This is a genomic window from Halomonas sp. YLB-10 (assembly GCF_003856855.1).
GTDB lineage: Bacteria > Pseudomonadota > Gammaproteobacteria > Pseudomonadales > Halomonadaceae > Halomonas > Halomonas litopenaei.
Genome location: NZ_RRCU01000007.1, coordinates 306,085 through 330,764 on the forward strand (window position 1 = coordinate 306,085; position 24,680 = coordinate 330,764).

The following is a 24,680-nucleotide window of genomic DNA, read 5'->3' on the forward strand; positions in this document are numbered from 1 at the left end:
TGACGAACACCTCAAAAACACCCGGATACCTCCATGGAGGTAATTAAGCAAAAGCGCTGGATATAGCACGCAATTCTCTTGACCACAATCAAGTGCCATACAGATACATTGTAGCAAGGTTTAGGGGCCGAACCGGCACCCCTAAAGAGGAAAGCACATGCTCCAACATGACACCGTACCCCGGCGTCAGCAGAACAGAGCGCTAGGCCTATCCACACTCGCCTTCACTCTCTGCTTCGCCGTCTGGACCCTGTTCTCGATTCTCGGTATCCAGATCAAGGAGGACTTCGCGCTCTCCGACACCCAACTTGGCCTGCTGATGGCCACTCCCGTGCTGACGGGTTCGATCAGCCGACTCTTTCTCGGTGTACTGACTGACCGCTTCGGGGGCCGCTGGGTCTTCGGTCTGCTCATGCTGGTCACCGCTACCTGTGTCTACCTGCTGACCTTCGCCAACAGCTACGTGATGCTGCTGGTCGGCGCACTGGGTATCGGCCTGGCCGGTGGCTCCTTCATCGTCGGCGTGGCCTACACCTCGGCCTGGTTCGAGAAGGAACGCCAGGGTACGGCGCTGGGCATCTTCGGGGCCGGTAACGTCGGTGCCGCCGTCACCAACTTCGGCGCGCCCTTCCTGCTGATGGCAATGGGCTGGAAAAGCACCGCCCTGGTCTACGCCACCATCATGGCGATCATGGGCGTGGCCTTTATCCTGCTGGCCAAGGAAGACCCCCAGAATCAGTCGCGCAATGCCGTGCGCCTGCCGCTGTCCGAGCAGTTCGCGCCCCTGGCCGACCTGCGCGTGTGGCGCTTCTCGCTCTACTACTTCTTCGTCTTCGGTGGCTTCGTCGCCCTCGCCCTTTGGCTGCCCCACTACCTGATCGAGGTCTACGGCCTGAGCCTCTCCGCGGCGGGTATCGTGGCGGCGCTGTACACCATCCCGGCCTCGCTGTTCCGTATTCTCGGCGGTTGGATGTCCGACCGCTACGGCGCACGTCGCGTGATGTACTGGACCTTCCTGGCCTCGGTCATCTGCACCTTCCTGCTGAGCTATCCGCCCACCCAGTACGTCGTCGATGGCGTCCGTGGTCCGGTCGAGTTCACCTTCGCCATGCCGCTGGTCGGCTTCATCCTGTTGACCATGGTGCTGGGCTTCTTCATGTCGCTGGGCAAGGCCGCCGTGTACAAGCACATCCCGGTCTACTATCCCAAGAGCGTCGGCCTGGTCGGTGGCGCCGTCGGCATGGTCGGTGGCCTGGGTGGCTTCTTCCTGCCGCTGACCTTCGGCATGCTCAACGATGTCATCGGCATCTGGCAGAGCTGCTTCATGCTGATGTTCGTCGTGGTTGCCGCCGCGCTCATGTGGATGCACTTCGCCATCCGCAAGGCCGAGCGTATCGAGGCCCGCGATCGCTGCGAGTCCACCGACCTGCCCGAGCTGTCCACCCCGAGCCGTTTCGTGCTCGAGGACTGGCGCCCCGAGGACGAGTCCTTCTGGCAGTCCACCGGTCGCAAGATCGCCACGCGTAACCTGTGGATCTCCATCCCCTGTCTGCTGCTGGCCTTCTGCATCTGGATGGTGTGGTCCATGGTCGTGGCCAAGCTGCCCCAGGTAGGCTTCGAGTACACCCCGAACCAGCTGTTCTGGCTGGCGGCCCTGCCGGGTCTTTCCGGTGCCACCCTGCGGATCTTCTACAGCTTTACCGTGCCGATCTTCGGCGGCCGTCGCTTCACCGCGATTTCCACCGCCTCGCTGCTGCTGCCTGCTCTGTGGATCGGCTTCGCCGTCCAGAATCCCGAAACGCCCTACCTGGTGATGGCGATCATCGCCCTGCTGTGTGGTTTCGGTGGCGGCAACTTTGCCTCCTCCATGGCCAACATCGCCTTCTTCTATCCCAAGCGTGAAAAGGGCAAGGCCCTGGCCATGAACGCCGGCCTCGGCAACCTCGGCGTGTCGGTGATGCAGTTCCTGGTGCCCGTGGTCATCTCCACCGGCAGCTTCGTGATGTTCACCGGCAGTGGCCAGCCGATGTCCGACACTGATCTTCTGTGGCTGCAGAACGCCGGCTTCGTGTGGGTGCCGTTCATCGCCATCGCCACCGTTGCCGCCTGGTTCGGCATGAACGACATCGCCAGCGCCAAGTCCTCCTTCAAGGAGCAGTCGGTCATCTTCAAGCGCAAGCACAACTGGCTGATGTGCATCCTGTATACCGGCACCTTTGGCAGCTTCATCGGCTTCTCCGCCGGCTTCCCGCTATTGACCAAGACCCAGTTCCCGGCCATCGATGCCCTCCAGTACGCCTTCCTCGGCCCGTTCGTCGGCGCCCTGAGCCGTGCCTGGACCGGTGGACTGGCCGACCGCTTCGGTGGTGCCCGGGTCACCTTCTGGACCTTCCTGACCATGATCGGCGGCGTGATCGGCGTGTTGTTCTTCCTGATGAACAAGGACATGTCGATCGCCTTCTACGGCTTCTTCGCCTCCTTCATGCTGCTGTTCTTCGCCACCGGCGTCGGCAATGCCAGCACCTTCCAGATGATCCCGTCGATCTTCCGCAAGGAAGTGCCGCGGCTGATGCCGAACCTGACCGCCGCCGAGCAGCTGGTCCACGCCGAGCGCGAATCCGCTGCCACCATCGGCTTCACCTCGGCCATCGCCGCCTACGGCGCCTTCCTGATTCCGAAGTCCTTCGGTACCTCGATCTCGCTGACCGGCGGCGCCGAAGCGGCGCTGATCGGCTTCATCGTGTTCTACGTGTTCTGCACCGCCCTGACCTGGTTCTACTACAGCCGCAAGGGCGCGGAGATCGAACTGAACCTGGATGCGGGGCCCACCCGCAAGCCAAGCGCCGGTGCGGCTCAGACCCAGCACTGACGTTCCCGTCAAGACCGTGACATTCGAGTCCACAAGGACCGTCTAGCCAGGCCCCCTTCGGGGGGCCTTTGAGGAGACCTCCATGAGTCATTTTCTCGATCGCCTGAGATACCTGACCAAACGTCCTCCGGAATTCGCCAACGGACACGGCGAAACCCGCGAAGAGACACGTGACTGGGAAGACGGCTATCGCGCCCGCTGGCAGCACGACAAGATCGTGCGCTCCACCCACGGGGTGAACTGCACCGGCTCGTGCAGCTGGAAGATCTACGTCAAGAATGGCCTGGTCACCTGGGAAACCCAGCAGACCGACTATCCGCGCACCCGCGCCGATCTGCCCAACCACGAGCCCCGCGGTTGCCCACGTGGCGCCAGCTACTCCTGGTACCTGTACAGTGCCAACCGCCTCAAGTACCCGCTGATTCGCCAGGAGCTGGTCAGCCTGTGGCGACGCGCGCTGGACAAGCACGCCGACCCGGTGGATGCCTGGGCCTCCATCGTCGAGGACCCGGTCCTGGCCAATCAGTACAAGCGTGCCCGCGGCATGGGCGGCTTCGTCCGCGCCGACTGGGACGAGGCGCAGACCCTGATCGCGGCGGCCAACGTCTACACCGCCCAGACCTACGGTCCCGACCGCATCATCGGCTTCTCGCCGATCCCTGCCATGTCGATGGTCTCCTACGCCGCCGGCGCCCGCTACCTGTCGCTGATCGGTGGCGTCTGCCTGTCGTTCTATGACTGGTACTGCGACCTGCCGCCGGCCTCCCCCCAGACCTGGGGCGAGCAGACCGACGTGCCGGAATCCGCCGACTGGTACAACTCCGGCTACATCATCGCCTGGGGCTCCAACGTGCCGCAGACACGTACCCCGGACGCCCACTTCTTCACCGAGGTACGCTACAAGGGCACCAAGACGGTATCGATCACCCCGGACTACGCCGAGGTCTCGAAGCTCACCGACGAATGGCTGTCCGCCAAGCAGGGCACCGACGCCGCCCTGGCCATGGCCATGGGCCACGTCATCCTGAAGGAATTCCACCTCGCCTCGCCCAGCGTCTACTTCACCGACTACGTCAAGCGCTACACCGACATGCCCTTCCTGGTGGCGCTGGAGCCCCGCGAGGACGGCACCTACGCCCCGGGCAAGCAGCTGCGTGCGGCCGACTTCGACGCCTCGCTCGGCCAGGACAACAACCCCGAGTGGAAGACCGTCGCCTGGGACGAGACGCGTGACCAGCTGGTGGTGCCGCGCGGTTCCATCGGCTTCCGCTGGGGCGAGAACGGCGACGACGAAAAGGGCAAGTGGAGCCTTGAGTCACTGGACGCCGACGGCCAGGAGATCGACCTGCGACTGTCGCTGGCCGACGCCCACGACAGCGTCGCCAAGGTGGCCTTCCCCTATTTCGGTGGCATCGCCCACGAGCACTTCGACCACGTCGAAGGCAACGAGGTGCTGCACCACTGCCTGCCGGCCAAGAAGCTGACCCTGGCCGATGGCAAGGAAGTGCTGGCGGTCACCGTGTTCGACCTGATGTGCGCCAACTACGGTATCGACCGTGGCCTCGGCGGCGAGGGCGAGGACGACGGCGCCACCACACTGGACCAGCTGCGCCCCTACACCCCGGCGTGGCAGGAAAAGATCACCGGCGTACCCGCCAACCAGTGCATCCGCATCGCCCGCGAGTTCGCCCACAACGCCGACAAGACCCAGGGTCGGTCCATGATCATCGTCGGTGCCGGGATGAACCACTGGTACCACATGGACATGAACTACCGTGGCCTGATCAACATGCTGGTGCTGTGCGGCTGTATCGGTCAGTCCGGCGGCGGCTGGTCCCACTACGTGGGCCAGGAAAAGCTGCGTCCCCAGACCGGCTGGACCCCGCTGGCCTTCGGCCTGGACTGGCAGCGTCCGCCGCGCCACATGAACGGCACCTCGTTCTTCTACAACCACTCGAGCCAGTGGCGCTACGAGAAGCTCGAGGTCAAGGAACTGCTGTCGCCGCTGGCCAAGGCCGACAAGTACGACGGCAGCCTGATCGACTTCAACGTGCGCGCCGAGCGTATGGGCTGGCTGCCGTCGGCGCCGCAGCTCGGGATCAACCCGCTGCGCCTGGCCGGCCCCGCTGCCGAGGCCGGCATGACCACCGCCGACTACGTGGTCAGCCAGCTCAAGCAGGGCCGTCTTGGCTTCGCCGCCGAGGACCCGGACAACCCCCAGAACTTCCCCCGCAACATGTTCGTGTGGCGCTCCAACCTGCTGGGCTCCTCGGGCAAGGGTCACGAGTACATGCTCAAGTACCTGCTGGGCACCCGCCATGGGCTGCAGGGCAAGGACCTGGGCGAATCCGGCGGCGCCATGCCCCGGGAAGTCACCTGGCACGACGAGGCCCCCGAGGGCAAGGTGGACCTGTTCACCACCCTGGACTTCCGCATGTCGACCACCTGCCTGTACTCCGACGTGGTGCTGCCCACCGCGACCTGGTACGAGAAGGACGATCTCAACACCTCGGACATGCACCCCTTCATCCACCCGCTGACCGCCGCCACCGATCCGGCCTGGGAAGCGCGCAGCGACTGGGACATCTACAAGGGCATCGCCAAGAGGTTCTCCCAGGTCTGTCCCGGCCACCTGGGCGAGGAAACCGACCTGGTCACCTTGCCGCTGCAGCATGACAGCCCCGGCGAGCTGGCCCAGCCCGAAGTGCTCGACTGGAAGCGCGGTGAGTGCGAGCCGATCCCCGGCAAGACCATGCCGAGCCTGATCGAGGTCAAGCGCAACTACCCCGAGACCTACGAGCGCTTCACCTCGGTGGGCCCGCTGCTCGAGAGCATCGGCAACGGTGGCAAGGGCATCGGCTGGAACACCGACAAGGAAGTCGAGCTGTTGCGTGGCCTCAACCACGTCAAGCTCGAGGGTCCGGCCAAGGGTCAGCCAAGACTCGAAAGCGCCATCGACGCCGCCGAGATGATCCTGGCGCTGGCACCGGAGACCAACGGTCAGGTGGCGGTGAAGGCCTGGGACGCGCTGTCGAAGATCACCGGACGCGACCACACCCACCTGGCGATTCCCAAGGAAGAGGAGAAGATCCGCTTCCGCGACGTGGTGGCCCAGCCGCGCAAGATCATCTCCAGCCCGACCTGGTCTGGCCTGGAGGACGAGCACGTGTCCTACAACGCCGGCTACACCAACGTCCACGAGCTGATTCCCTGGCGTACCGTCAGCGGCCGCCAGCAGTTCTACCAGGATCACGCCTGGATGCGTGACTTCGGCGAGAGCCTGCTGGTCTACCGTCCGCCCATCGACACCAAGGCCACCAAGGCCATGGCGATGCCGCGGCCCAACGGTAACCCGGAGATCGCGCTGAACTGGATCACCCCGCACCAGAAGTGGGGCATCCACTCCACCTACTCCGACAACCTGTTGATGCTGACCCTGTCGCGTGGCGGCCCCATCGTCTGGCTGTCCGAGGAGGACGCGGTCGCCATCGGTGTCGAGGACAACGACTGGATCGAGCTGTACAACGCCAACGGCGCCATCGCCGCCCGCGCGGTGGTCAGTCAGCGGGTCAAGACCGGCATGGCGATGATGTACCACGCCCAGGAGCGCATCGTGAACGTGCCCGGCTCCGAGGTCACCGGTACCCGCGGCGGTATCCACAACTCTGTCACCCGCGTCTGCCCCAAGCCGACCCACATGATCGGCGGCTACGGACAGCTCTCCTACGGCTTCAACTACTACGGCACCGTCGGCTCCAACCGCGATGAGTTCGTCATGGTGCGCAAGATGAAGCACGTCAACTGGTTGGACGGCGAAGGACAGGACAGCGCCCAGGAGGCAGTGAAATGAAGATCCGTTCCCAAGTGGGCATGGTGCTCAACCTCGACAAGTGCATCGGCTGTCACACCTGTTCGGTGACCTGCAAGAACGTCTGGACCAGTCGTGAAGGCGTCGAGTACGCCTGGTTCAACAACGTCGAGACCAAGCCGGGCATCGGCTATCCCAAGGAGTGGGAGAACCAGGCGCGCTGGAAAGGCGGCTGGCTGAGGCGCGAGGATGGCACCATCGAGCCGCGCATCGGCGGCAAGTGGCGGGTGCTGGCGAACATCTTCGCCAACCCCGACCTGCCGGAGATCGACGACTACTACGAGCCGTTCACCTTCGACTACCAGCACCTGCACCAGGCCAAGAAGGGCCGCCACCAGCCGGTGGCGCGCCCCCGTTCGCTGATCTCCGGTCAGCGCATGGAGAAGATCGAGTGGGGCCCGAACTGGGAAGAGATTCTCGGCACCGAGTTCGCCAAGCGCCGCAAGGACGCCAACTTCGACAAGATCCAGGCGGACATCTACGGCCAGTTCGAAAACACCTTCATGATGTACCTGCCGCGCCTGTGCGAGCACTGCCTCAACCCGGCCTGTGTGGCCAGCTGCCCGAGCGGTGCGATCTACAAGCGTGAAGAGGATGGCATCGTCCTGATCGACCAGGACAAGTGCCGCGGCTGGCGGATGTGCGTGTCCGGCTGTCCGTACAAGAAGATCTACTACAACTGGAAGTCCGGCAAGTCCGAGAAGTGCATCTTCTGCTACCCGCGTATCGAGTCGGGCCAGCCGACGGTGTGCTCCGAGACCTGCGTCGGTCGCATCCGCTACCTTGGCGTGCTGCTCTACGACGCCGATCGCATCGAAGAGGTCGCCGCCTCCCAGGACGAGCGCGACCTGTACAAGCGCCAGTGCGAGATCTTCCTCGACCCCAATGATCCCGAGGTCATCGCCCAGGCCAAGCGTGACGGCATCGATGACAACGTGATCAAGGCGGCCCAGGAGTCCCCGGTCTACAAGATGGCCATGGACTGGCAGCTGGCGCTGCCGCTGCACCCGGAGTACCGCACCCTGCCGATGGTCTGGTACGTGCCGCCGCTGTCGCCGATCCAGTCGGCGGTGGACGGTGGCCACGTGGAAACCGACGGCGTGCTGCCCAAGGTCGAATCACTGCGTATCCCGGTGAAGTACCTGGCCAACATGCTCACCGCCGGTGACGAGGCGCCGGTGGTTCGCGCGCTCAAGCGCATGATGGCGATGCGTGAGTACATGCGCGGCAAGCACGTGGACGGCGAGTTGCGCCACGACGTGCTCGACGAGGTCGAGCTGAGCGAGGCCCAGGTCGAGGAGATGTACCGCTACCTGGCCATCGCCAACTACGAGGACCGCTTCGTCATCCCGACCAGCCACCGCGAGCAGGCTCGCGAGGCCTTCCCGGAGCGTGGCGGCTGCGGCTTCACCTTCGGCAACGGCTGCCAGGGTGGCAGCGACAAGACCAGCCTGTTCGGTGGACGCAAGCAGACCACCACCCTGGTCAACGTCGAGCAGTACGACCCCAGCCATCCGGAGGTCGAGCATGACTAATCCACTCGCCCAGGGTCTGCGCGCCCTGGCCCGGCTGCTCGACTATCCCGACCGGGAACTGATCGAGGGGCTTGCCGAGGTCAAGGCGGCGATCGCCGCCATGCCACTGCCGGGGGGAGCCCCCCGGCAGGCACTGCTCGACTGGTGTGATCGCCTGGCGGATGCCCGCCTGCTGGACGTTCAGGCGGCCTACGTCGCCCAGTTCGATCGTGGCCGCGCCACCTCGCTTCTGCTGTTCGAGCACGTCCATGGCGAGTCCCGCGACCGTGGCCAGGCCATGGTCGACCTGCTCGGCGAGTACGAGGACGCCGGCTTTGCCCTCGACAGCCGCGAGCTGCCCGACCACCTGCCGCTGCTGCTGGAGTTCCTCTCCACTCGCGAGGGCGACGAGGTCGCCCGCTGGATCGGTGACGTCAGCCATATCCTGGCGCTCATCACCGCCCGCCTGGAGGCCAAGCAGTGCGACCAGGCGCTGGTGACCCTGACCCTGCTGTCGCTGATCGGCGCCGAGGATCAGGTGGACCTCCACCGCGAGGCGGTCAAGGAAGAACCGGCCGACAACACCCCTGCCGCCCTCGACGCCGTGTGGGAGGAGGAGGCCGTGCGTTTCTCGGCCGAATCCGACCAGGACTGCGCGCTGACCTCCGCCGAGGGCAAGCGCCTCGCCGAACGCCGGGGCAGTATCCAGCCCGACACCGTTCGCCTCCCCGATGCCATGCCCTCTCGACCCACTGGAGGTCTGTCATGAACTACCTGCACACCCTGCTGTTCGGCCTCTATCCCTACCTGGCGGGCAGCGTCTTCCTGATCGGTAGCCTGTTGCGCTTCGACCACGGCCAATACACCTGGAAGACCGGCTCGAGCCAGATGCTGTCGTCCAGGCGCATGCGCCTGGCCAGTCCGCTGTTCCACGTCGGCATCCTGGTGATCTTCTTCGGTCACCTGGTCGGCCTGCTGACACCGCATTGGGTCTACGCCCCCTTCATCAGCGCCGGCACCAAGCAGGTGTTCGCCATCCTGGTCGGTGGCGTTGCCGGTATCGCCTGTCTGATCGGTGGCGCCATGCTGCTGCATCGCCGCTTCACCGACCCACGGGTCAAGGCGTCCTCCAGCTTCATGGACAACCTGATCATCGTGCTGCTGGTGGTTCAGGTCACCCTGGGCCTGCTGACCATTCCCGCCGCCCTGCATCACCTGGACGGCGGCGTGATGATCAAGCTTGCCGAATGGGCCCAGGCCATCGTCTTCTTCCAGGGCGGCGCCGCCACCCACCTCGAAGGCATTGGCTTTATCTACCACCTGCACATTCTGGTCGGTCTGACCATCGTGCTGGTGTTCCCGTTCACTCGTCTGGTTCACGCCTGGAGCGCTCCCCTGGGTTACTTGGGCCGTCGCTACCAGATCGTCCGGCGCCGTGCCTGAGGAGGCATGTCATGCAAACCATCCCCGTGGAAACCCTGCCGCACACAACGGTTCCCAGCATTCGTGTTGGTGACAGCGTGATCGGCGAGGAAGCCATCGCCGGGGAGATGCAGTTCCATCCGTCAACGGATCGCGAGGCCGCCGCCAAGGCGGCGGCCCGCGCCCTGGTCATCCAGGAACTCTTGCGCCAGCGCGCCGAGATCCTGGGCATCGAGACGGGCTCGTTGCACGAGCCCGACGAACGTGCGATCGCCGTGATGCTGGATCAGGAACTGCAAGTCCCCCCGCCCGATGAAGAGGCCTGCGTGCGCTTTCACGCGGCTCACCCCGAACGCTTCTGCGAGCCCACTCGTCTCAAGGTCCGGCATATCCTGCTGGCGGCGGCCCCCGACGACCTGGACGCCCGCGACGAGCAGTTCAAGAAGGCCGAAGGGCTGATCGACACCCTCAAGCAGCATCCCGAACGCTTCGACGAGATGGCTCAGCGGTTTTCGCAGTGCCCATCGAAGGACGAAGGCGGGAGCCTTGGCTGGGTCAGCCGCGGCCAGACCGTCAGCGAGCTCGACCGCGCGCTGGAACCCCTGCCCGAAGGCCTGCACGAGCGTCCGCTGCCGTCACGCTACGGTTGGCACGTGGTCGTCATCGACGCCCGTCTGGAGCGCCAGCCACTGCCCTACGCCGAGGTCAAGGACAGGGTCGCCCACGAGCTGACCGAACAGGCCACACGCGTCGCCCTGCGCCACTACCTGCTGGCGCTGGAAAGCGAGATCGGCGTCGAGGGTTTCACCCTGGCCGACGATGACGTCGACGGTCCCCTGATGCGCTGACGAGGGCGCTGAAAGGTCGCCATCAAGGGCGTTGAAAGAGCACAGACAGAGCGCCGACCAGGCGCCACTAGCGAATGACGCGTGCCGACTCCCCCTTCCCTCCCACCTGACACCCCCGCCAGACCTCAGGGTCCGGCGGGCTCCCTTCACGTTCTCTCCACCGGAGTCCTTGCATGTCTCATACGTCCACGTGCGCTGTGTTCACCCCGCTGGATATCGCCATCCTCACCGTGTCCGATACCCGAGGCCTGGACGAGGACGGCAGCGGCAACCTGCTGGCGGACCGGTTAGCCGGCGCCGGACACCGCCTGACCGAGCGCGCCCTGGTCCCCGACGACATCTATCGCATTCGCGCCCAGGTCAGCGCCTGGGTGATCCGTTCCGACATCCAGGTAGTGCTGGTCAACGGCGGCACCGGCTTCACCGCCCGTGACAACACCCCGGAGGCACTGACGGTACTGTTCGACAAGGTCGTCGAAGGCTACGGCGAGCTGTTTCGTCTGCGTTCCTTCGAGGCCATCGGCACCTCCACCATCCAGTCCCGCGCTGTGGCCGGGGTGATCGATCGCACCCTGGTGTTCTCCATGCCCGGCTCGCCCAAGGCCTGCGCCATGGCCTGGGACGACATTCTTGCAGCCCAGCTCGACGCCCGCACCCGGCCCTGCAACTTCGTCGCCATGGTGGTGAAGGACAGCCAGCGCTGCACCAGCCGCAGCGCGGATCACCACGTCGCTTCCGTCACCGGGACGACGGCTCGACACGAAGCCCTGGAGGTCACCCCATGAGCGAGACCTGCGGCTGTGACACACCGACCAGGGGCCACACCCTGATCGATCCCTGGCAGGCCCGCGAGCAGGTCATCGCCTTGACCCGCCCGCTGGAGGACACCGAGACGCTGAGAACGACCCACGCCCGTGGCCGCATCCTGGCCGCGCCGCTCAAGGCGCTGCACGACGTTCCCGGCATCGACAACAGCGCCATGGACGGCTACGCCCTGCGTCTGGCCGACCTCAAGCACCGGCTTGCCCTGCCGGTGGTGGCCCGGGTGCCCGCCGGCGCCGCCCCGATCACCCTGCCCTTCGACGGCTGTGCGCGCATCTTCACCGGCGCACCGATTCCCCGCGGTGCCGACGTGGTGGTGCCCCAGGAACAGGTACGGATCGACGACGCCGGCCAGATCCACTTTCCCACTGACTTGCACCTGGGAGACCATATCCGGCGACGCGGCGAAGAGCTCACCCAGGGAGCGGCTCTGCTCGAGCCAGGTGAGCCCCTCGATGCCATCCGCCTGGCGCTGCTGGCGGCCCAGGGCATCACCGAGGTGCCCTGCCGGCGTCGGGTGCGCGTCGCCGTCATCAGTACCGGCTCGGAGCTGGTCACGCCCGGCAAACCGCTAGCCCCGGGCCAGATCTACAACTCGAACGCCGGCATGCTGCACGCCCTGCTGCAGGATCACAACGCCGAGCTTGTCGACCTTGGCAACATCAGCGACAGCGCCACGGCACTCGAAGAAGCGCTGACCTTCGCCGCCCGCCAGGCCGATCTGATCGTCTGTACCGGCGGCGTCTCGGTGGGTGAGGAAGACCACGTCAGGCCCTGTCTCGAGCGCCTTGGCGGCATCTGCCTCAGCGGCGTGGCGATGAAGCCCGGCAAGCCCTTCACCCTGGGCTACATCGGCCAGTCCCCGTCCACCGGCACCCCGTTGCTGGGACTTCCCGGCAACCCCACCGCTGCCCTGGTCGCCTGGCACCTGCTGGGCCTGGCGGTACTGCATCGCCGACAGGGTCGAACCATCGCCCCGCTGGCGAGCTTTGCAGTGCATGCAGGCTTCACCTACCGCGCCAACCGCACCCGCACCCAGTGGCTGCGCGTCCGCCTGGATCACAGCGACATTGCCCCGGTGGCCAGGATCGCCGGCGACCAGGGCTCCAATATGCTCAAGAGTGCGGCACAAGCCGACGGCTACCTCCAGGTCCCCCCTGGCCAGCAGGTGGTGCCCGGCCAGCGCTATCCCTACCTGCCGCTAAGCCAGTTCGCCCGCTAGTGCGACGACCTGAACACCGACAGCACACCCCAGAATGTTCCGACAAGGAGAGCCCACCATGGCCACCCCCTCACCCCTTCCCCTGGTCTACGCCTGCTCCGGCTGCTCAGACGTGGCCCAGCTCGCCAACAGCGTTGCTGTTGCGCTCGACCATCGCGGCATCGCCGAGATGTCGTGCATCTCGGGCGTTGGTGGCGGCGTGCCAGGGCTGGTGCGCAAGGCCCAATCCGGGCGGCCGATCGTGGCGCTGGACGGCTGCCAGATGCACTGCACCGCCCACTGCCTGGACAAGGCCGGCGTCAGCGCCACCCATCATCTGCGACTGTACGAGCAGGGCTTCAAGAAGCGACGTGGCCGCCGCTACGATGACGATTGCGTGGAAGCCGTCATCACACAGCTCATTCCCGTCGTCGACGCACTCGCCTGCGGCGATGCGACCCTCGACCAGGGCGACTCCCCTGTCAGACTCACCGCCCGCCACTGAGCAAGGGCGACGCGATAACGCCAGCCCCGTCGGGTGAAAGTGGCGTGGCGCGTGCGAGCAATATGCAAGAACGACAAGGCCCCGCCGGGCTGCAGTGCAGCAGCTCCCCGGCGGGGCCTTGTTATTGGCCATGTCATATTAGCGGTGCGTCATGACGGAGGCGTCGCTGCTCAGCTCATACCCGCTGTCTCGTCGAGGCCATACTCCCGCTCCACCAGTGCTACCCTGACGCGATAGCTTGCATACCAGCGCTCGCGGCCCCTGGCCTGGGCCTCGCGATGATCCAGATTGGCCTTCCAGGCGCGGATCGATGCCAGGTCAGACCAGTAGGACACCGTGATGCCGGCGGCATATTCACCCGGCGAGCGCGCCGACTCCACCCCCAGAAACCCCGGCTGCTGTGCCGCCAGTTCGACCATGCGCTCGGCCATCTCGCCGTAGCCGTCATCCCCCGGCGTTCTCGTGGAGGTGAAGATCACCGCGTAGTACGGCGGTGTCGGTGTGGTGGCGAGAGGATTCATCGGGCGGGCCTTGTTAGCGATGGGAGAAGTCTCGATTTGTCGAGACGGAAAAGCCGCTGAAGCTTGCCAGACGCTGTCCCTCAAAGCCAGGCTCATGGCCACTGCGGTGGTCGAACCTCCAACGCCCGACATCCGACCACCTACGTCCATCTGCCACTCATGCGCTGACCAAGGCCATATCGCGACCGGTGCATCCAACCGAGATGGGCACCGGCTTGAACAGCCAGTGCCCACAAGGTGAGGAGACGCAGGCAGGATCGACGCCTCCTCGGCGGTCTTTGATGGCAGCCTACAAATGGGCACCCCAGGAAATGAAGACCGCGATCATCAGGAACACCCAACTTACCAGAAAGCACTTGATGATCAGAGGGAGGGCATAACGCACCCAGCGGTCATAGGGCACACCCGCCAAGGCCAGCATGGCGAGCGTTCCCCCCGAGGTGGGAGACACCATGTTGGTAAAGCCATCGCCAATCTGGAAGGCAAGTATCGATGTCTGACGGGTCATGCCGATGAGGTCGGACAAGGGAATCATGATGGGCATCGTCGCCACCGCCTGACCACTACCCGACGGAATGAAGACATTTATCAGCCCGTGGACCAGCGTCATGATGATGGTCGACAGCGCAACGGGAAGGTCGGACAGAGGAACCGCCAGATAATGAATGATGGTATCCGTGACCTGCCCCTGCTCCAGCAGAATCTGGATGGCCCGGGCCACCCCGATAATCAGAGCGCCAGAGGTCACCGAGGCAGCTCCCTTGAGCAGATGGCCGACGATGTCGCTGGCGCTCATGCGCGTCAAGACACCGCAGACGACGGCGATCGCCAGAAATACCCCGGAGATTTCGTTGATGTACCAGCCAAGCGAAAAGACACCGTAAAGGATCGACGCCAATCCCGTCAGGAAGACCGCCACCACCACCAGATCCTGTCTGGCCATCCGGTACTCACCAAGGGGCTTGTCCAGCGACATGCCTGCCGTGGAAATACCTTTGACCAGGCTCTTCTCCGGATTCCTCTGGATCTTCTTGAGATACCGTGACGTGTGGTGCGCCACCACACACAGAATCACTATCCCCATGGCTGACCTGAGGGCGATTCCCGAAAACAGCGGAAGTTCGGCAATCGCCTGTGACACCCCGACGGTATAGGGATTGACCGGTGACGTCGCAAAACCGAAACCAATACCTCCTATCGCAATGCTGAGCCCCACGATCAGATCTCCCTTCAAGGCGAGGCCAACGAAGACCGCCAGGGGAATCAACGCAATATTGCCTTCGTAGCCAACAGCCACTCCCAGCATGCCGAAGATAAATGTCATGGCCCAGACCGTCAGGGTCTGTCGCTCACTTCCGATCTTCGCCACCAGACACCCCACGGCGTTATCCAGGGCTCCGGTCACCGAAAGCAGTCGGAAAAGCCCACCGGCGATAAAGACGATGAAGATAACACTGGCCGCGGACACCATGCCTTGAGGGATGGCAAAGAAGATGTCCATGGGCGACAAGGCAGGACTATTCACCAACTCGAAAGATCCCGGCACGACAGCTTCCCTGCCATTCACCTCAACTCTGTCGAATGTACCAGAGGGCACAAACCAGGTAATGGCATAGGAGACCAGCAATATAAAAAATATTAGCACCATCGGGTCCGGTATTTTTTCATACCACTTTTTATTTTCTAGAACCGTGCTTGTATTGTTATTCATATAAAACCTCTCACGCCTTGTCATCAAGAGAATCGAGCGCAATCTTTACCATCAACTCAATCCCGAGCGGAATGATTTCGTCATTGAAGTCGTAGTAGGCACTATGCAGCGGAAAAGAGCCCTCGTCCTTGCCGGATCCGAGAAAGAAGTAAGCTCCTGGGCATCGATCAAGCATAAAGGAGAAGTCTTCGGCCCCCATGCTGGGCGCTACCTCTTCAGCCAGTCTGTCATGGCCCCACAGGGCCACCACCGAGGACGCGACCAGTTCGGCGGAATCCTTCGCATTGCGGGTCACCGGGAAGAGGCGTTCATAGTCCAGTGATACTTCACCACCGAACGTCTGACCAATCCCGCGACAGATACGCAGCATGGAGCTCTCTATGGAACTACGAACATGCTCTTCGAGACTTCTCACCGTGCCGCTGATCTTGACCTCATCGGGAATGATGGCAAACCCGTCGAGGGACCCGCCCTCGATACCACACAGACTGATGACACCGGATTCGAGAGGATCAACATCACGCGACACGACGGTGTGCAAGGCTTGCAACAGAGCGCCGGACATCAGCACAGGATCGATGGCGCGGTGGGGATTGACGCCCCCATGGCCGCCTTTGCCACGTACCGCTATTCTGATTTTATCCGTCGCCGCCATGATCGCTCCGGGCCGGACCCCAACCATGCCAGTGGGCAGAGCCGGCCAGTTGTGCAAAGCGAAAATTTCGTCCACAGGAAAGCTGTCGAACAGCCCGTCGTCGATCATGCCCATAGCGCCGCCTACCCCCTCTTCCGCGGGCTGGAAGATGAGGTGAATGGTCCCGGAGAAATCCCGATTTTCCGAAAGCCAGGCGGCGACGCCGAGCAGAATGGTGGTATGACCGTCGTGGCCACAAGCATGCATCTTTCCAGGATTGCGGGAAGCGTGGGGCAAGCCCGACATTTCCTGCATGGGCAAGGCATCCATGTCAGCCCTGAGGCCTACGCGCCGTCCAGAGTCCCTGCGATTTCCCCTGATGGTCGCGACGATTCCGGTTCTTGCAATACCGGTCGTGTATTCGATTCCCAGGCGATACAGTTCCTGGACAATCCGATGGGAAGTCTCATGCTCTTCAAATCCAAGTTCTGGGTACATATGAAGGCAGCGACGAAATGCTTTAAAGTGTTCGGTATTTTTGGAAATAAAAGAATCAAATTTATTATTGGACATATCCAGCCTTGAAAAACTTGAACGTCGCCACCTTATAAGGAAAAAATGGCATCCTCGGAAAATATTGTTTTTGTATGGCTGCCATGCTATTTTTCGATACCGGCCGAACGTACCCAGGAAAGCCCATGGATTTCAAACGGATAACCTATTTTATCGAAGTGGCCGAGAGAAAATCCATTTCGGCTGCTGCGCGAGCAATACCGGTGGCTCAGCCAGCCCTGACACGCCAGCTCAAACTGCTGGAAGAGGAAGTAGGTGCCACATTATTACTTCGTTCAAATCGAGGTATCGTACTGACCTCCTCGGGTGAAGCTTTTTATGATGCCATGAAGCAAATGGCGGCAGAGTATTCCGAGGCAAAAAAAATCGCACGCGATATCCAGCATGGTCACCGTGACAGCCTCAAGCTTGGCCTTACCCCCCTGCATCCATGGATATCCAACATCACCAATCTATTGCTCGCGTTCAAGAACACCTTTCCAGACACCGATGTATCGATCGAATCCATGCTGTCAGGCCATCAGGAGCAAGCGCTGCTAGCGGCCGAAATGGATGCCGGAATCATGTTCTTTCATCCACAAAGTCAGCCGCTGCTGAGAAGTCTATGCCTGTATCGGGATCATATGGTGCTGGCAGTCAGCAGGCACTCTCCATTGGCCTCCCACCCACCGACCCGGCTTTCCGATATCAGTGACGAGGACTTTATCTGGTTCAAGCGGGGCTCGACGCCCAGTAGCTATGACCAGCTTCAGCGTGCCTTTGACGCCGCAGGCTTTGAGCCCAAGATTGTGCAGGAGTGCAGTGACAACACCACGATGCGATGTCTTGTGTCAGCCCAGATGGGGTGTACGCTACTCCCCTCCCTGGCCATGACTGATGCACCGGAAGATATCGTGAGCTTCAGGCTTGAGGACCTCACGACCGAGCTTTGCCTGATGCTGGTGTGGCATCCCGACCATCGTCTGCCCGCCGTCGAACGCTTGATCGGCCTTGCAGAGAGGCTCGACTGGGACGACCAAAAGGTCGACAGCCACAGCACTCTCACATAGCGCCAGCAGGCATGGAAGAACTTCAATTGTTCGATTCGGAGCATCTACGTACGACCAACGAGCGATCAGGGGGAGCCGACGCCCGAGTCTACCCGCCCCTCGTTAATTGCATTGGTAAACGGATCATCAAACCCCGAGCCTACCGCGCCTTCATTGATACTCGGGGTAAAAGGATCGTCGCGTCCTGATCCGACTGCGCCTTCATTGATATCGTCGGTAAACGGATCATCGATGTCCGAGCCGATCACACCTTCATTCACGTCGTCAGTGAAGGGATCATCGAACCCGCTTGCTACCGCCGCTTCGTTGATATCTTCCGTAAAAGGATCGTCAAAGCCCGAACCCACCGCCCCTTCGTTGATCTCGCTGGTCCAGGGGTCATCAGTGGCCGCGGCGACCCCTGATGACAGGGCCAGCATCAGGAATAGACAACGGACGCCATACCTCATGACACACCCCATGACGGCAAAATACCAGGATACAAGGCCCCATTTGCTGCCATGCTGACCCGCGTCCATAAAAAAAGGGCCGGAACCCTGCTCGGGTACCGGCCCCTCCTGCCATCTCTTTTCCTTCTACTTTCTTGCGTTTCTTGTGGGCTCGAGCCTAGCCGATCGGATCTACCTCGACCAGCGGCTCCCGCGGCAGCAAGGGTCGCCAGTAGGCAAGCTCAGCGGCCACCGGCAACAGATTGACCGACACATCCTTGCGAGTCGGTTTGCACGGACGGCAGCGCCGCTCTATACCGGGCTGATTGAGCTGAATACAGGTGTAGAGCTCCAGGCCACGGGCATCGATGGCGCTGACACACAGCTCGCACTTGAACGACTGGCCCATTTCGGTCGCGACCTTGAGGCGTCGTCCCTCCAGTCGATAGGTAATGATGCCTGCCGCGCTCTTCACCTTGCCATCGCCCTGTTCCAGGGTCTGCCCACACAAGCACCACTCGTAGTCCACCGGGAAGGCGGTGAGCCTGGGCCAGGCTTCAAATACACCGGACCATCGCACCGGGCTGGAACGACAACGAGAACAGTCCTTCGCCACGTAGTGCGTCACCTCTCCGCGCTCTGTCACGCTCCATCGTGCCGCAATATCCAGCGATGGCGTCGGGGTGTCGAAGGTGATCCAGTCCAGATGCAGTGCACCCTGCTGATCGATCTGGCGCCAGGCACGTAACTTGGCCAGGCGCCCTTCGGACGTGCGCATCCCGAAGACCACCTCATGGTGAGGCATGAACAGGAACCATCGTGGCCACGTGAGGGGTATCAGGCCCAGAGACATCTGGCTTGTTGCCAGCGGCAGGCGCGATATCTGCACCGGTGTCAGCGCGCCGAAGGAGGTCCCCGTCACCGTCAGTCCACTGCCACCGACGGCATTCAAGCCACTTGCGGGATTCCAGGCGAGATCGGTTCCGGGCCGCACCCCCGCACTGAGGGCGCCACTGTCCAGATCCACCGAGAACCCTCCGAGACCGACGTTTCCGCCCTGGTGTTTTACCGGCACCGAGACCGACCGCACGATGCTCGAGCGCAATTCCAGATCATCGAGGACGATACTGGACAGCGTCAGACCACCACCGATGGGCCCGAGCGGGATCGCCGGCAGGCCACCAATGGCCCCGCTGATTCCATCCGAAATCAGACCATCGGCGATGCCTTCTGCCACCGCCTCGACAATCGCCAGCACCACGGCGGCAATGATGACTCCGACGATACCGCCGAACAGACCTCCCAGACCGAGTGAGGCAAGCCACACCCACCAGGCCAGGTCCACATCGGTATCCACCACCGGCGTGGTGGCAGTCACCGTGATCGCCCCAGCATCCAGACCGATATCGATGAAGAACGAGAAATTCGACTCCGCCGACCAACCACTACCCGAGTCGGTGGCACGTCCCGTGACGGAAATGCGATTGGCGACAACGCGAGCCTCAAGACTTCGAAGCGTCCCCTGACCACCCGGTGCGGGGATACTGCGGTTTAGCCTCAAGGGGGTGTCGAAATCGGTGACAGGTCTGCCCATGGAGCTTGCGATACGTGGGCGCATTACCCTGGCCAGCAACCAGAAGTTGCTCATCGTCACCAGCGACTGGCTCCCGGCAGGGATCAAGCTGGAGGTGACGTTATTGATATTCCCCCCGCCGTCGCTGGACATTCGCACACCGAACGCAAGGCAATCACGATCCAGCGCCGTGGTATCGTTCACGGTGGTGACATCGATGTCGAAGACGGTTGTCGCATCCGTATCGTCGACGACCGGGATAGCTGGCGTCAGATCGATTCGACCGATGCTTGACTGAAGCTGGTCGAGTACGACTCCCGCCATCATGTTTTGCGCCTGCGTGAGGCTCAGCCCCGCAACATCCAGAAGCGGCTCAAGCAGTGACACCGACGCAGGATCGAAGGCCACATTGACCGTGGGCGCACCGGCATTGAAGTCCATGGTGGCGAATTGATTGCTGCCCTCGGTCACCATGGCGATACTGTCCACCACCGTGATGGCGCCACCGATCGGGGCGACCGTCAACGCCAGGGGCGCGGTGATCTGGAGCTGAGAATTGGAAAAGGGAACGGTCAGCCCCATTCTCGGCCGAGGGCGGTCCAGGTCGGCGACGGGGGTATCGAAATTCAGATCGGCGCTCCCGCTGACACCGCCTGCATTGACTGGCACGCTGATACTGGGTGGAAAGATCCCTCCGGCGAGGAAGGCCGTGGCAAGTTGATTGTTGAGTTCGTTCTCGGAAATCTGAACGAGCATGTCAAAACCGGCTGTTCGATCCAGTGCCATGACTAGCCCTCCTTGTGAACAGCAAAGCCATCATCATCCTGCGGCTTCGCACCCGGCTTGATCTCGCCGATACGACCACGCGGGAAGGCCGCAGCCTTGAAACCCGCCACCTTCACTCCGGGACCTACCACTGCTGTCTGTTCGACCTCCCCGTGGGCCCGCTCGACGGCCTTCAGCTCCTGCCTTGACAATTTGACACCGGCCTTGAGCAAGGCCTCGACAGGACGCGCCATGTATAGGCTCGCGTTCGCCTCGTCCTTGGCCAACCAATCCATCATCACCTTGTCGGCCTCCTGGAGTTTCTTCATCACCTCCTCTGGTAACGCCAGCGGCTTGGCATCCCGACGGGGCGCTCCCTTGCGAGGACGGCAGCGCAGAGGACGCTTGGGGAGCGCGAAGTCTCCTCCAGGCACGAGGCGCACATTGATGTTGGCCTCAAAGCCCTGGGGCACCTTGGCCACCACGAGCTCTTCCGCCCGATCCTTGCCCAGCCCCACCTGAGAGCGGCATGGGCAGGGATCGGGGTCTTTTGACGTGTTCATGTGTTGGCTCCTTGACGTTGAATGACGTTTGCAACTTCGCAGGGCAGCGCAGTACAGGTCGTCAACAAGAAGCTCGGCGAGAAATAACGCTACCCGGGTCATCGAATTGATGACCGCGCGGGGGTAGTCGACTTCCGGGACGTCAGCCCACCGAAACAGGAGGCAGGCGACCGGAATCTGGTGCTATGCGAGGAAGGAGGGAAACATGCTCGGACACCGGAGCTTTGGATAACGGGCAAGGCGCCCCGACAGCGTCCCCGCGCTGACCTCTTTCATCTGACACGGAAAGGAAAGCGCTTCTGGCGGCGCAGCCCTGAATAAAATGTGCTTAAAAAGGCACCAGGGCCACGACCACAGGACACCAAACATCTCGGCTAATTTATCAAGTACTTACCAAGTATTCCTGATGGATTCAATCAGAATGACTACCCCCGCAGGACACTCTTCCTAAGTAAACTTGGTCTTTGAAGCATAGACTGTCTTCGTCAATGTGACGATGTTCAATCAGCCATCAGGTCAACAAACGAAGGCACCCCGCCGAGAGGCTTTCTCGACGGGGTGCCTGAAGGGGGCCTACGGACACCAGAACAACCGGTGGCCCTTAGCGATTGATCTCGACACGAATGATGCGATTGGTGGCGCTCTGATGAATCAGCAGGTCGCCATTCCGGGTCGGTCGCATATGCCGCACAATACCGGCGTAAATACCGCCAGACGGGATCGCCCAGCTCTGGAAGGTCTCGGTGGCGGGATCAAAGCGCACCAAAGCATCGGGGCGCATCCCGGATTCGTTGTACCAGACCACGCCATCGAGTACCGCGATCGCGTAGGGATGAGACTTCTCGCCGCTTGGCGATGGCCACTCCTGCACCTCACCGCTGCGGGGGTCATAGCGCCCAAGCCGGCCCCTTCCCGAATTGACGTACCAGATCATGCCGTCATCGGCGATATCGAGCCTGCGCACAGTGGTTGCCTGGCGGGGAAGTTCGATTTCGGTAAGCGCCATGGTGTCGGGATCGACCCGTACCAGGCAGTTGCTGCCATTGCAGGCCACCCAGGGTGTGCCCTCTGCATCGATCTTGATGCCGTAGGGACGTGCCCCCGAGCTAGGCATGGCAACGAGTTCGACCTCACCGGTTTGCGGATCGAGGCGTCCGACGCGATTGGCGTGCTGCGCCGTAAACCAGAGAAGGCCGTCATCATCGAACACGGCCGTGTGGGGATCACGCACCGAGGGGTCCGGCATGTCGACCACCTCGATATCACCACTGGCCGGGTCGAGACGCCCCAGCGTCCCGTTCTTGTTACCGGTAAACCACACGCCACCGTCACGATCCAGCGTCACCGAGTGAGGCATGCTGCCGGGCGGCAGCGGGTATTCGCGCATCTCACCGGACATGGGATCAATGCGCCCCACCAGATTTCCCCATTGGCCCGCCCACCAGATCCCGCCATCTGGCGCCTCGGCCGGATCCCGCGAGCGTTGCCCGAGCGTCGGCACCACCCATTCGTGGAAGCCGATATCGGTATCTCCCTCAAGCAACGTCGGTGCCCGTCGCTCACTGGGAGGAAAGTGCTCCGCCAGATAGTCGGCGATAGCCCCGCGGCGGGCAGGATCACTCGAGAGATCCACCATGGTGCCCATCAACTCGAGCCACCCCTCACGGCTGTAGCCAATGCTCTGGCTGATGCGACTGACCGGATGGCACACCGAGCACTGCACTTCGACAGCCTCCCTGCCCTCCCCCGATGGCAGGCCGGCGCCCAGTGCCACCGACGAACCAGCGAGCAGCCAAATCGAGAGACATAGCCCCTGAACCCCCATCTGCCTGGTCATACGCCACCTCTCCGAGCCTGAGTGCACCGAAAGTGCGCACTCTGGTGGACCGCTTCTTTTGATCGCCAGGCTCCGATGGTCTGGTGCTTTATCCGCCACCAGCGCAACAAATCGATACCTGTCGGCACCAACCCCGTGCTATCGCGACAAGCAACCCACGTCGCGAGCCACATGCCTTTCGCCGACGTCGATACCTATCCAGCGTAGGCAAGATGACGCCACACTGCAGCGCCATCATCGAAAGCCCAAGTGGTGAAATCACTGGATAGGTGTCACAAGCAGTGACACGACGGGTGGTACCAGGCCCCCATTCCTGCGATGAAAGACTGGCAGAACCGGCGTCCTGAACTATTCACCAAGTGCGTGATCAATCATTCGGGACCTGACACTTAAGGGACGAGTACTACAACATTTCCTCGCTTGCGGCGAGATGCTACGCGTGCGTGCGCCTCGCGCATCTGGGAGAAATCATAACGCTCGTCGATGAAAGGGCGGAGAACGGCTTCTGTTGCGAGTTGGGCGAGCCGCTCCGCGACCATACGCGACTCAGGCGCGACGCCAGCGATCAGCTTCTTGGTCCCGAGCGCGGTGACGATAGGGGCTCCAACAATCGTGGAGAGCGAACCGGCGACCGCGAGCAGCCGGCCGCCACGCCGCAGCGCGTGCCTGCACCGGGACATGGGGGTATCCCCAACAGTGTCGACGATGACATCGTACCCATCCGTGATTTGCAATGGGTCCTCGCGTTTGTAGTCAATCACCCCGTCAGCGCCCATTGCCCGGACAATCTCGGCGTTCGCTCCGCTGGTGACGCCCGTGACGTGTGCGCCAAGATGCTTCGCGAGCTGGATGGTCGCGGTGCCCACGCTACCCGAGGCTCCAATGACCAGGACTCGCTCACCTGGCTGAACTGAGGCTTTGCCGAGGAAGTGGAGCGCCGTCGCGCCGCCGAACGAGAGTGCTGCGGCCTCCTCGAACGACAGATATTGCGGCTTCCGCGCGAGGTGCTCGTTCTCCCCGAAGACAACGAACTGCGCGTGGCAACCCATCCGCCAGCCGTTCGCCCCGAACACCGCGTCGTCCACGCGGAATCGCGTGACCGAGCGGCCAACTTGAGCCACTACGCCCGAGAACTCACCGCCCAAGATGGCTTTCCTCGGACGGCGTAGGCCGAAAATGAGCCGGCCGATCGCCCCAAACCCCTTAGGCATCTCGAGCGTACGCGCGCGCCAATCGGCAACCGTGACTGTCGTCGCGAGCACCTTGATGACCATCTCGTCATCCTTCGGCACCGGCGTCGGGACCTCCTCAAGGTGGACCACCTCTGGCCCGCCGTATTCACGATACACCCAAGCTTTCATGCACTGCCCTGCTATCGTCGTCTATGGCCCTTTGGAACGTCTCACCCGTGTCCGTCGAACGCCTGAGTTCAGCGGCGTTCTAGGCGACGACCGTTTTCGCGGTAGAAAAAATGGGCGACGGATCAAACGTCCGCTGCAACGATTTGTTAGCGGTCACCGAGCAGAACGCTCTCAACCGCCTTGACCACTGATTCAAGCTTCTGCTTCGCCTCATCTGTTCGAAAGCCCTTACGACGCGCTCTTTCATCCGCTTTTACATGGCCACTGCCAGTATACGGATTTAGTACTTCCGTAGATGCGTACCCATCCGCCAGCGCCTGAACCATTTGGTTCAACCACCTCTCCATTTCGTTGATTCTGTCAATACATTCCCTCCGCTTATCTTGGCACTCGGGGTATGGGTCAAAATGGTCGAATGCGTAGGTGTACCGCCAATCTTCGTGAGCCTCCAGCTTATTCCGGACCTGGCTATGGATCTTGTTGTAAGAGAAGTGGGGCGGTCTCAACCTACAAGCGCAACACTATTGGAGTGCCGGAGATCCGGGCACTGACTTCTGGAGAACCTCCGCGTATACCTCCAGAGGCGTCTTGGCGTTCAACGTCTCTCTAGGCCTGG

At 62.4% G+C, this 24,680-nt stretch carries 18 protein-coding genes; 10 read left to right on the forward strand and 8 right to left on the reverse strand.

Annotation, left to right across the window (positions count from 1 at the left end; translation table 11 throughout):
* Positions 1-157: 157 nt before the first annotated feature.
* The 9 genes from EBB56_RS16960 (at position 158) to EBB56_RS17000 (ending at position 13,049) form a co-directional block, all read left to right on the forward strand.
* Complete coding sequence (locus EBB56_RS16960; RefSeq protein ID WP_108133053.1) at positions 158-2,869, forward strand: MFS transporter; 2,712 nt, start codon at positions 158-160, stop codon at positions 2,867-2,869.
* Positions 2,870-2,951: 82 nt separating this feature from the next.
* Entirely contained in the window at positions 2,952-6,719 is a 3,768-nt protein-coding gene (locus EBB56_RS16965) for a nitrate reductase subunit alpha (RefSeq protein WP_124804878.1), read from the forward strand.
* Positions 6,716-8,272 (forward strand): nitrate reductase subunit beta, encoded by a 1,557-nt coding sequence (gene narH, locus EBB56_RS16970; protein ID WP_108133051.1) that lies wholly within the window; start codon positions 6,716-6,718, stop codon positions 8,270-8,272. Before EBB56_RS16965 ends, narH begins: the two co-directional genes overlap by 4 nt.
* A complete protein-coding gene (gene narJ, locus EBB56_RS16975; protein WP_045994027.1) occupies positions 8,265-9,020 on the forward strand; it encodes a nitrate reductase molybdenum cofactor assembly chaperone in 756 nt (251 codons plus the stop codon). The genes narH and narJ overlap by 8 nt, the downstream gene beginning before the upstream one ends.
* Positions 9,017-9,694 carry a respiratory nitrate reductase subunit gamma gene (narI, locus tag EBB56_RS16980; RefSeq protein ID WP_108448823.1) on the forward strand — a complete coding sequence of 226 codons (678 nt, stop codon included), beginning with the start codon at positions 9,017-9,019 and terminating at the stop codon, positions 9,692-9,694. Before narJ ends, narI begins: the two co-directional genes overlap by 4 nt.
* Positions 9,695-9,705: 11 nt before the next feature.
* The gene (locus tag EBB56_RS16985; protein WP_108448824.1) at positions 9,706-10,521 is read left to right on the forward strand and encodes a peptidylprolyl isomerase; all 816 of its coding nucleotides are present in this window, start codon (positions 9,706-9,708) and stop codon (positions 10,519-10,521) included.
* A 173-nt stretch (positions 10,522-10,694) separates the two neighbouring features.
* The gene (gene moaB / locus EBB56_RS16990; protein ID WP_108448825.1) at positions 10,695-11,306 is read left to right on the forward strand and encodes a molybdenum cofactor biosynthesis protein B; all 612 of its coding nucleotides are present in this window, start codon (positions 10,695-10,697) and stop codon (positions 11,304-11,306) included.
* Complete coding sequence (gene glp / locus EBB56_RS16995) at positions 11,303-12,565, forward strand: gephyrin-like molybdotransferase Glp (protein WP_108448826.1); 1,263 nt, start codon at positions 11,303-11,305, stop codon at positions 12,563-12,565. Before moaB ends, glp begins: the two co-directional genes overlap by 4 nt.
* A 58-nt stretch (positions 12,566-12,623) precedes the next feature.
* Positions 12,624-13,049: a putative zinc-binding protein gene (locus EBB56_RS17000; RefSeq protein ID WP_124804879.1), complete on the forward strand. Its 426-nt coding sequence runs from the start codon at positions 12,624-12,626 to the stop codon at positions 13,047-13,049.
* Between the two features lie 170 nt (positions 13,050-13,219).
* Here the strand turns inward: EBB56_RS17000 and EBB56_RS17005 are convergent, their stop codons facing one another.
* The 3 genes from EBB56_RS17005 to EBB56_RS17015 form a co-directional block, all read right to left on the reverse strand.
* Positions 13,220-13,570, reverse strand: a complete 351-nt coding sequence (locus tag EBB56_RS17005) for an antibiotic biosynthesis monooxygenase (RefSeq protein WP_124804880.1) — start codon at positions 13,568-13,570, stop codon at positions 13,220-13,222.
* 289 nt (positions 13,571-13,859) lie between these two features.
* Complete coding sequence (locus tag EBB56_RS17010; RefSeq protein ID WP_124804881.1) at positions 13,860-15,281, reverse strand: YfcC family protein; 1,422 nt, start codon at positions 15,279-15,281, stop codon at positions 13,860-13,862.
* A 10-nt stretch (positions 15,282-15,291) separates the two neighbouring features.
* Positions 15,292-16,488, reverse strand: coding sequence for a M20 aminoacylase family protein (locus EBB56_RS17015; RefSeq protein WP_124804882.1), 1,197 nt, complete (start codon positions 16,486-16,488; stop codon positions 15,292-15,294).
* 125 nt (positions 16,489-16,613) lie between these two features.
* Between EBB56_RS17015 and EBB56_RS17020 the strand changes: the two genes are divergently transcribed.
* A complete protein-coding gene (locus EBB56_RS17020; protein ID WP_185696464.1) occupies positions 16,614-17,537 on the forward strand; it encodes a LysR family transcriptional regulator in 924 nt (307 codons plus the stop codon).
* A 65-nt stretch (positions 17,538-17,602) separates the two neighbouring features.
* On the opposite strand, the gene EBB56_RS17025 is transcribed toward EBB56_RS17020, so the two are convergent.
* From EBB56_RS17025 to EBB56_RS17045, 5 genes are all read right to left on the reverse strand, one after another.
* A complete protein-coding gene (locus EBB56_RS17025; RefSeq protein ID WP_124804884.1) occupies positions 17,603-17,986 on the reverse strand; it encodes a hypothetical protein in 384 nt (127 codons plus the stop codon).
* A gap of 157 nt (positions 17,987-18,143) precedes the next feature.
* On the reverse strand, positions 18,144-20,324 hold the full coding sequence (locus EBB56_RS17030) for a hypothetical protein (RefSeq protein ID WP_124804885.1): 2,181 nt from the start codon (positions 20,322-20,324) through the stop codon (positions 18,144-18,146).
* Between the two features lie 2 nt (positions 20,325-20,326).
* Entirely contained in the window at positions 20,327-20,866 is a 540-nt protein-coding gene (locus EBB56_RS17035) for a hypothetical protein (protein WP_124804886.1), read from the reverse strand.
* 601 nt (positions 20,867-21,467) lie between these two features.
* Complete coding sequence (locus EBB56_RS17040) at positions 21,468-22,703, reverse strand: lyase (protein ID WP_221621204.1); 1,236 nt, start codon at positions 22,701-22,703, stop codon at positions 21,468-21,470.
* 389 nt (positions 22,704-23,092) lie between these two features.
* Entirely contained in the window at positions 23,093-24,064 is a 972-nt protein-coding gene (locus tag EBB56_RS17045) for an NAD(P)-dependent alcohol dehydrogenase (RefSeq protein ID WP_124804887.1), read from the reverse strand.
* Positions 24,065-24,680 lie beyond the last annotated feature (616 nt).

Excerpts from the sequence above, each read along its gene's own strand:
- EBB56_RS17005 (WP_124804880.1), bottom strand. The coding sequence starts at position 13,570 with ATGAATCCTCTCGCCACCACACCGACACCGCCGTACTACGCGGTGATC.
- EBB56_RS17040 (WP_221621204.1), bottom strand. The coding sequence starts at position 22,703 with ATGACCAGGCAGATGGGGGTTCAGGGGCTATGTCTCTCGATTTGGCTG.
- narH (WP_108133051.1), top strand. The coding sequence starts at position 6,716 with ATGAAGATCCGTTCCCAAGTGGGCATGGTGCTCAACCTCGACAAGTGC.
- EBB56_RS17010 (WP_124804881.1), bottom strand. The coding sequence starts at position 15,281 with ATGAATAACAATACAAGCACGGTTCTAGAAAATAAAAAGTGGTATGAA.
- EBB56_RS17025 (WP_124804884.1), bottom strand. The coding sequence starts at position 17,986 with ATGAGGTATGGCGTCCGTTGTCTATTCCTGATGCTGGCCCTGTCATCA.
- EBB56_RS17030 (WP_124804885.1), bottom strand. The coding sequence starts at position 20,324 with ATGGCACTGGATCGAACAGCCGGTTTTGACATGCTCGTTCAGATTTCC.
- moaB (WP_108448825.1), top strand. The coding sequence starts at position 10,695 with ATGTCTCATACGTCCACGTGCGCTGTGTTCACCCCGCTGGATATCGCC.
- EBB56_RS17045 (WP_124804887.1), bottom strand. The coding sequence starts at position 24,064 with ATGAAAGCTTGGGTGTATCGTGAATACGGCGGGCCAGAGGTGGTCCAC.
- EBB56_RS17020 (WP_185696464.1), top strand. The coding sequence starts at position 16,614 with ATGGATTTCAAACGGATAACCTATTTTATCGAAGTGGCCGAGAGAAAA.
- EBB56_RS16985 (WP_108448824.1), top strand. The coding sequence starts at position 9,706 with ATGCAAACCATCCCCGTGGAAACCCTGCCGCACACAACGGTTCCCAGC.
- EBB56_RS17000 (WP_124804879.1), top strand. The coding sequence starts at position 12,624 with ATGGCCACCCCCTCACCCCTTCCCCTGGTCTACGCCTGCTCCGGCTGC.
- glp (WP_108448826.1), top strand. The coding sequence starts at position 11,303 with ATGAGCGAGACCTGCGGCTGTGACACACCGACCAGGGGCCACACCCTG.
- narJ (WP_045994027.1), top strand. The coding sequence starts at position 8,265 with ATGACTAATCCACTCGCCCAGGGTCTGCGCGCCCTGGCCCGGCTGCTC.
- EBB56_RS16960 (WP_108133053.1), top strand. The coding sequence starts at position 158 with ATGCTCCAACATGACACCGTACCCCGGCGTCAGCAGAACAGAGCGCTA.
- EBB56_RS16965 (WP_124804878.1), top strand. The coding sequence starts at position 2,952 with ATGAGTCATTTTCTCGATCGCCTGAGATACCTGACCAAACGTCCTCCG.
- EBB56_RS17035 (WP_124804886.1), bottom strand. The coding sequence starts at position 20,866 with ATGAACACGTCAAAAGACCCCGATCCCTGCCCATGCCGCTCTCAGGTG.
- narI (WP_108448823.1), top strand. The coding sequence starts at position 9,017 with ATGAACTACCTGCACACCCTGCTGTTCGGCCTCTATCCCTACCTGGCG.
- EBB56_RS17015 (WP_124804882.1), bottom strand. The coding sequence starts at position 16,488 with ATGTCCAATAATAAATTTGATTCTTTTATTTCCAAAAATACCGAACAC.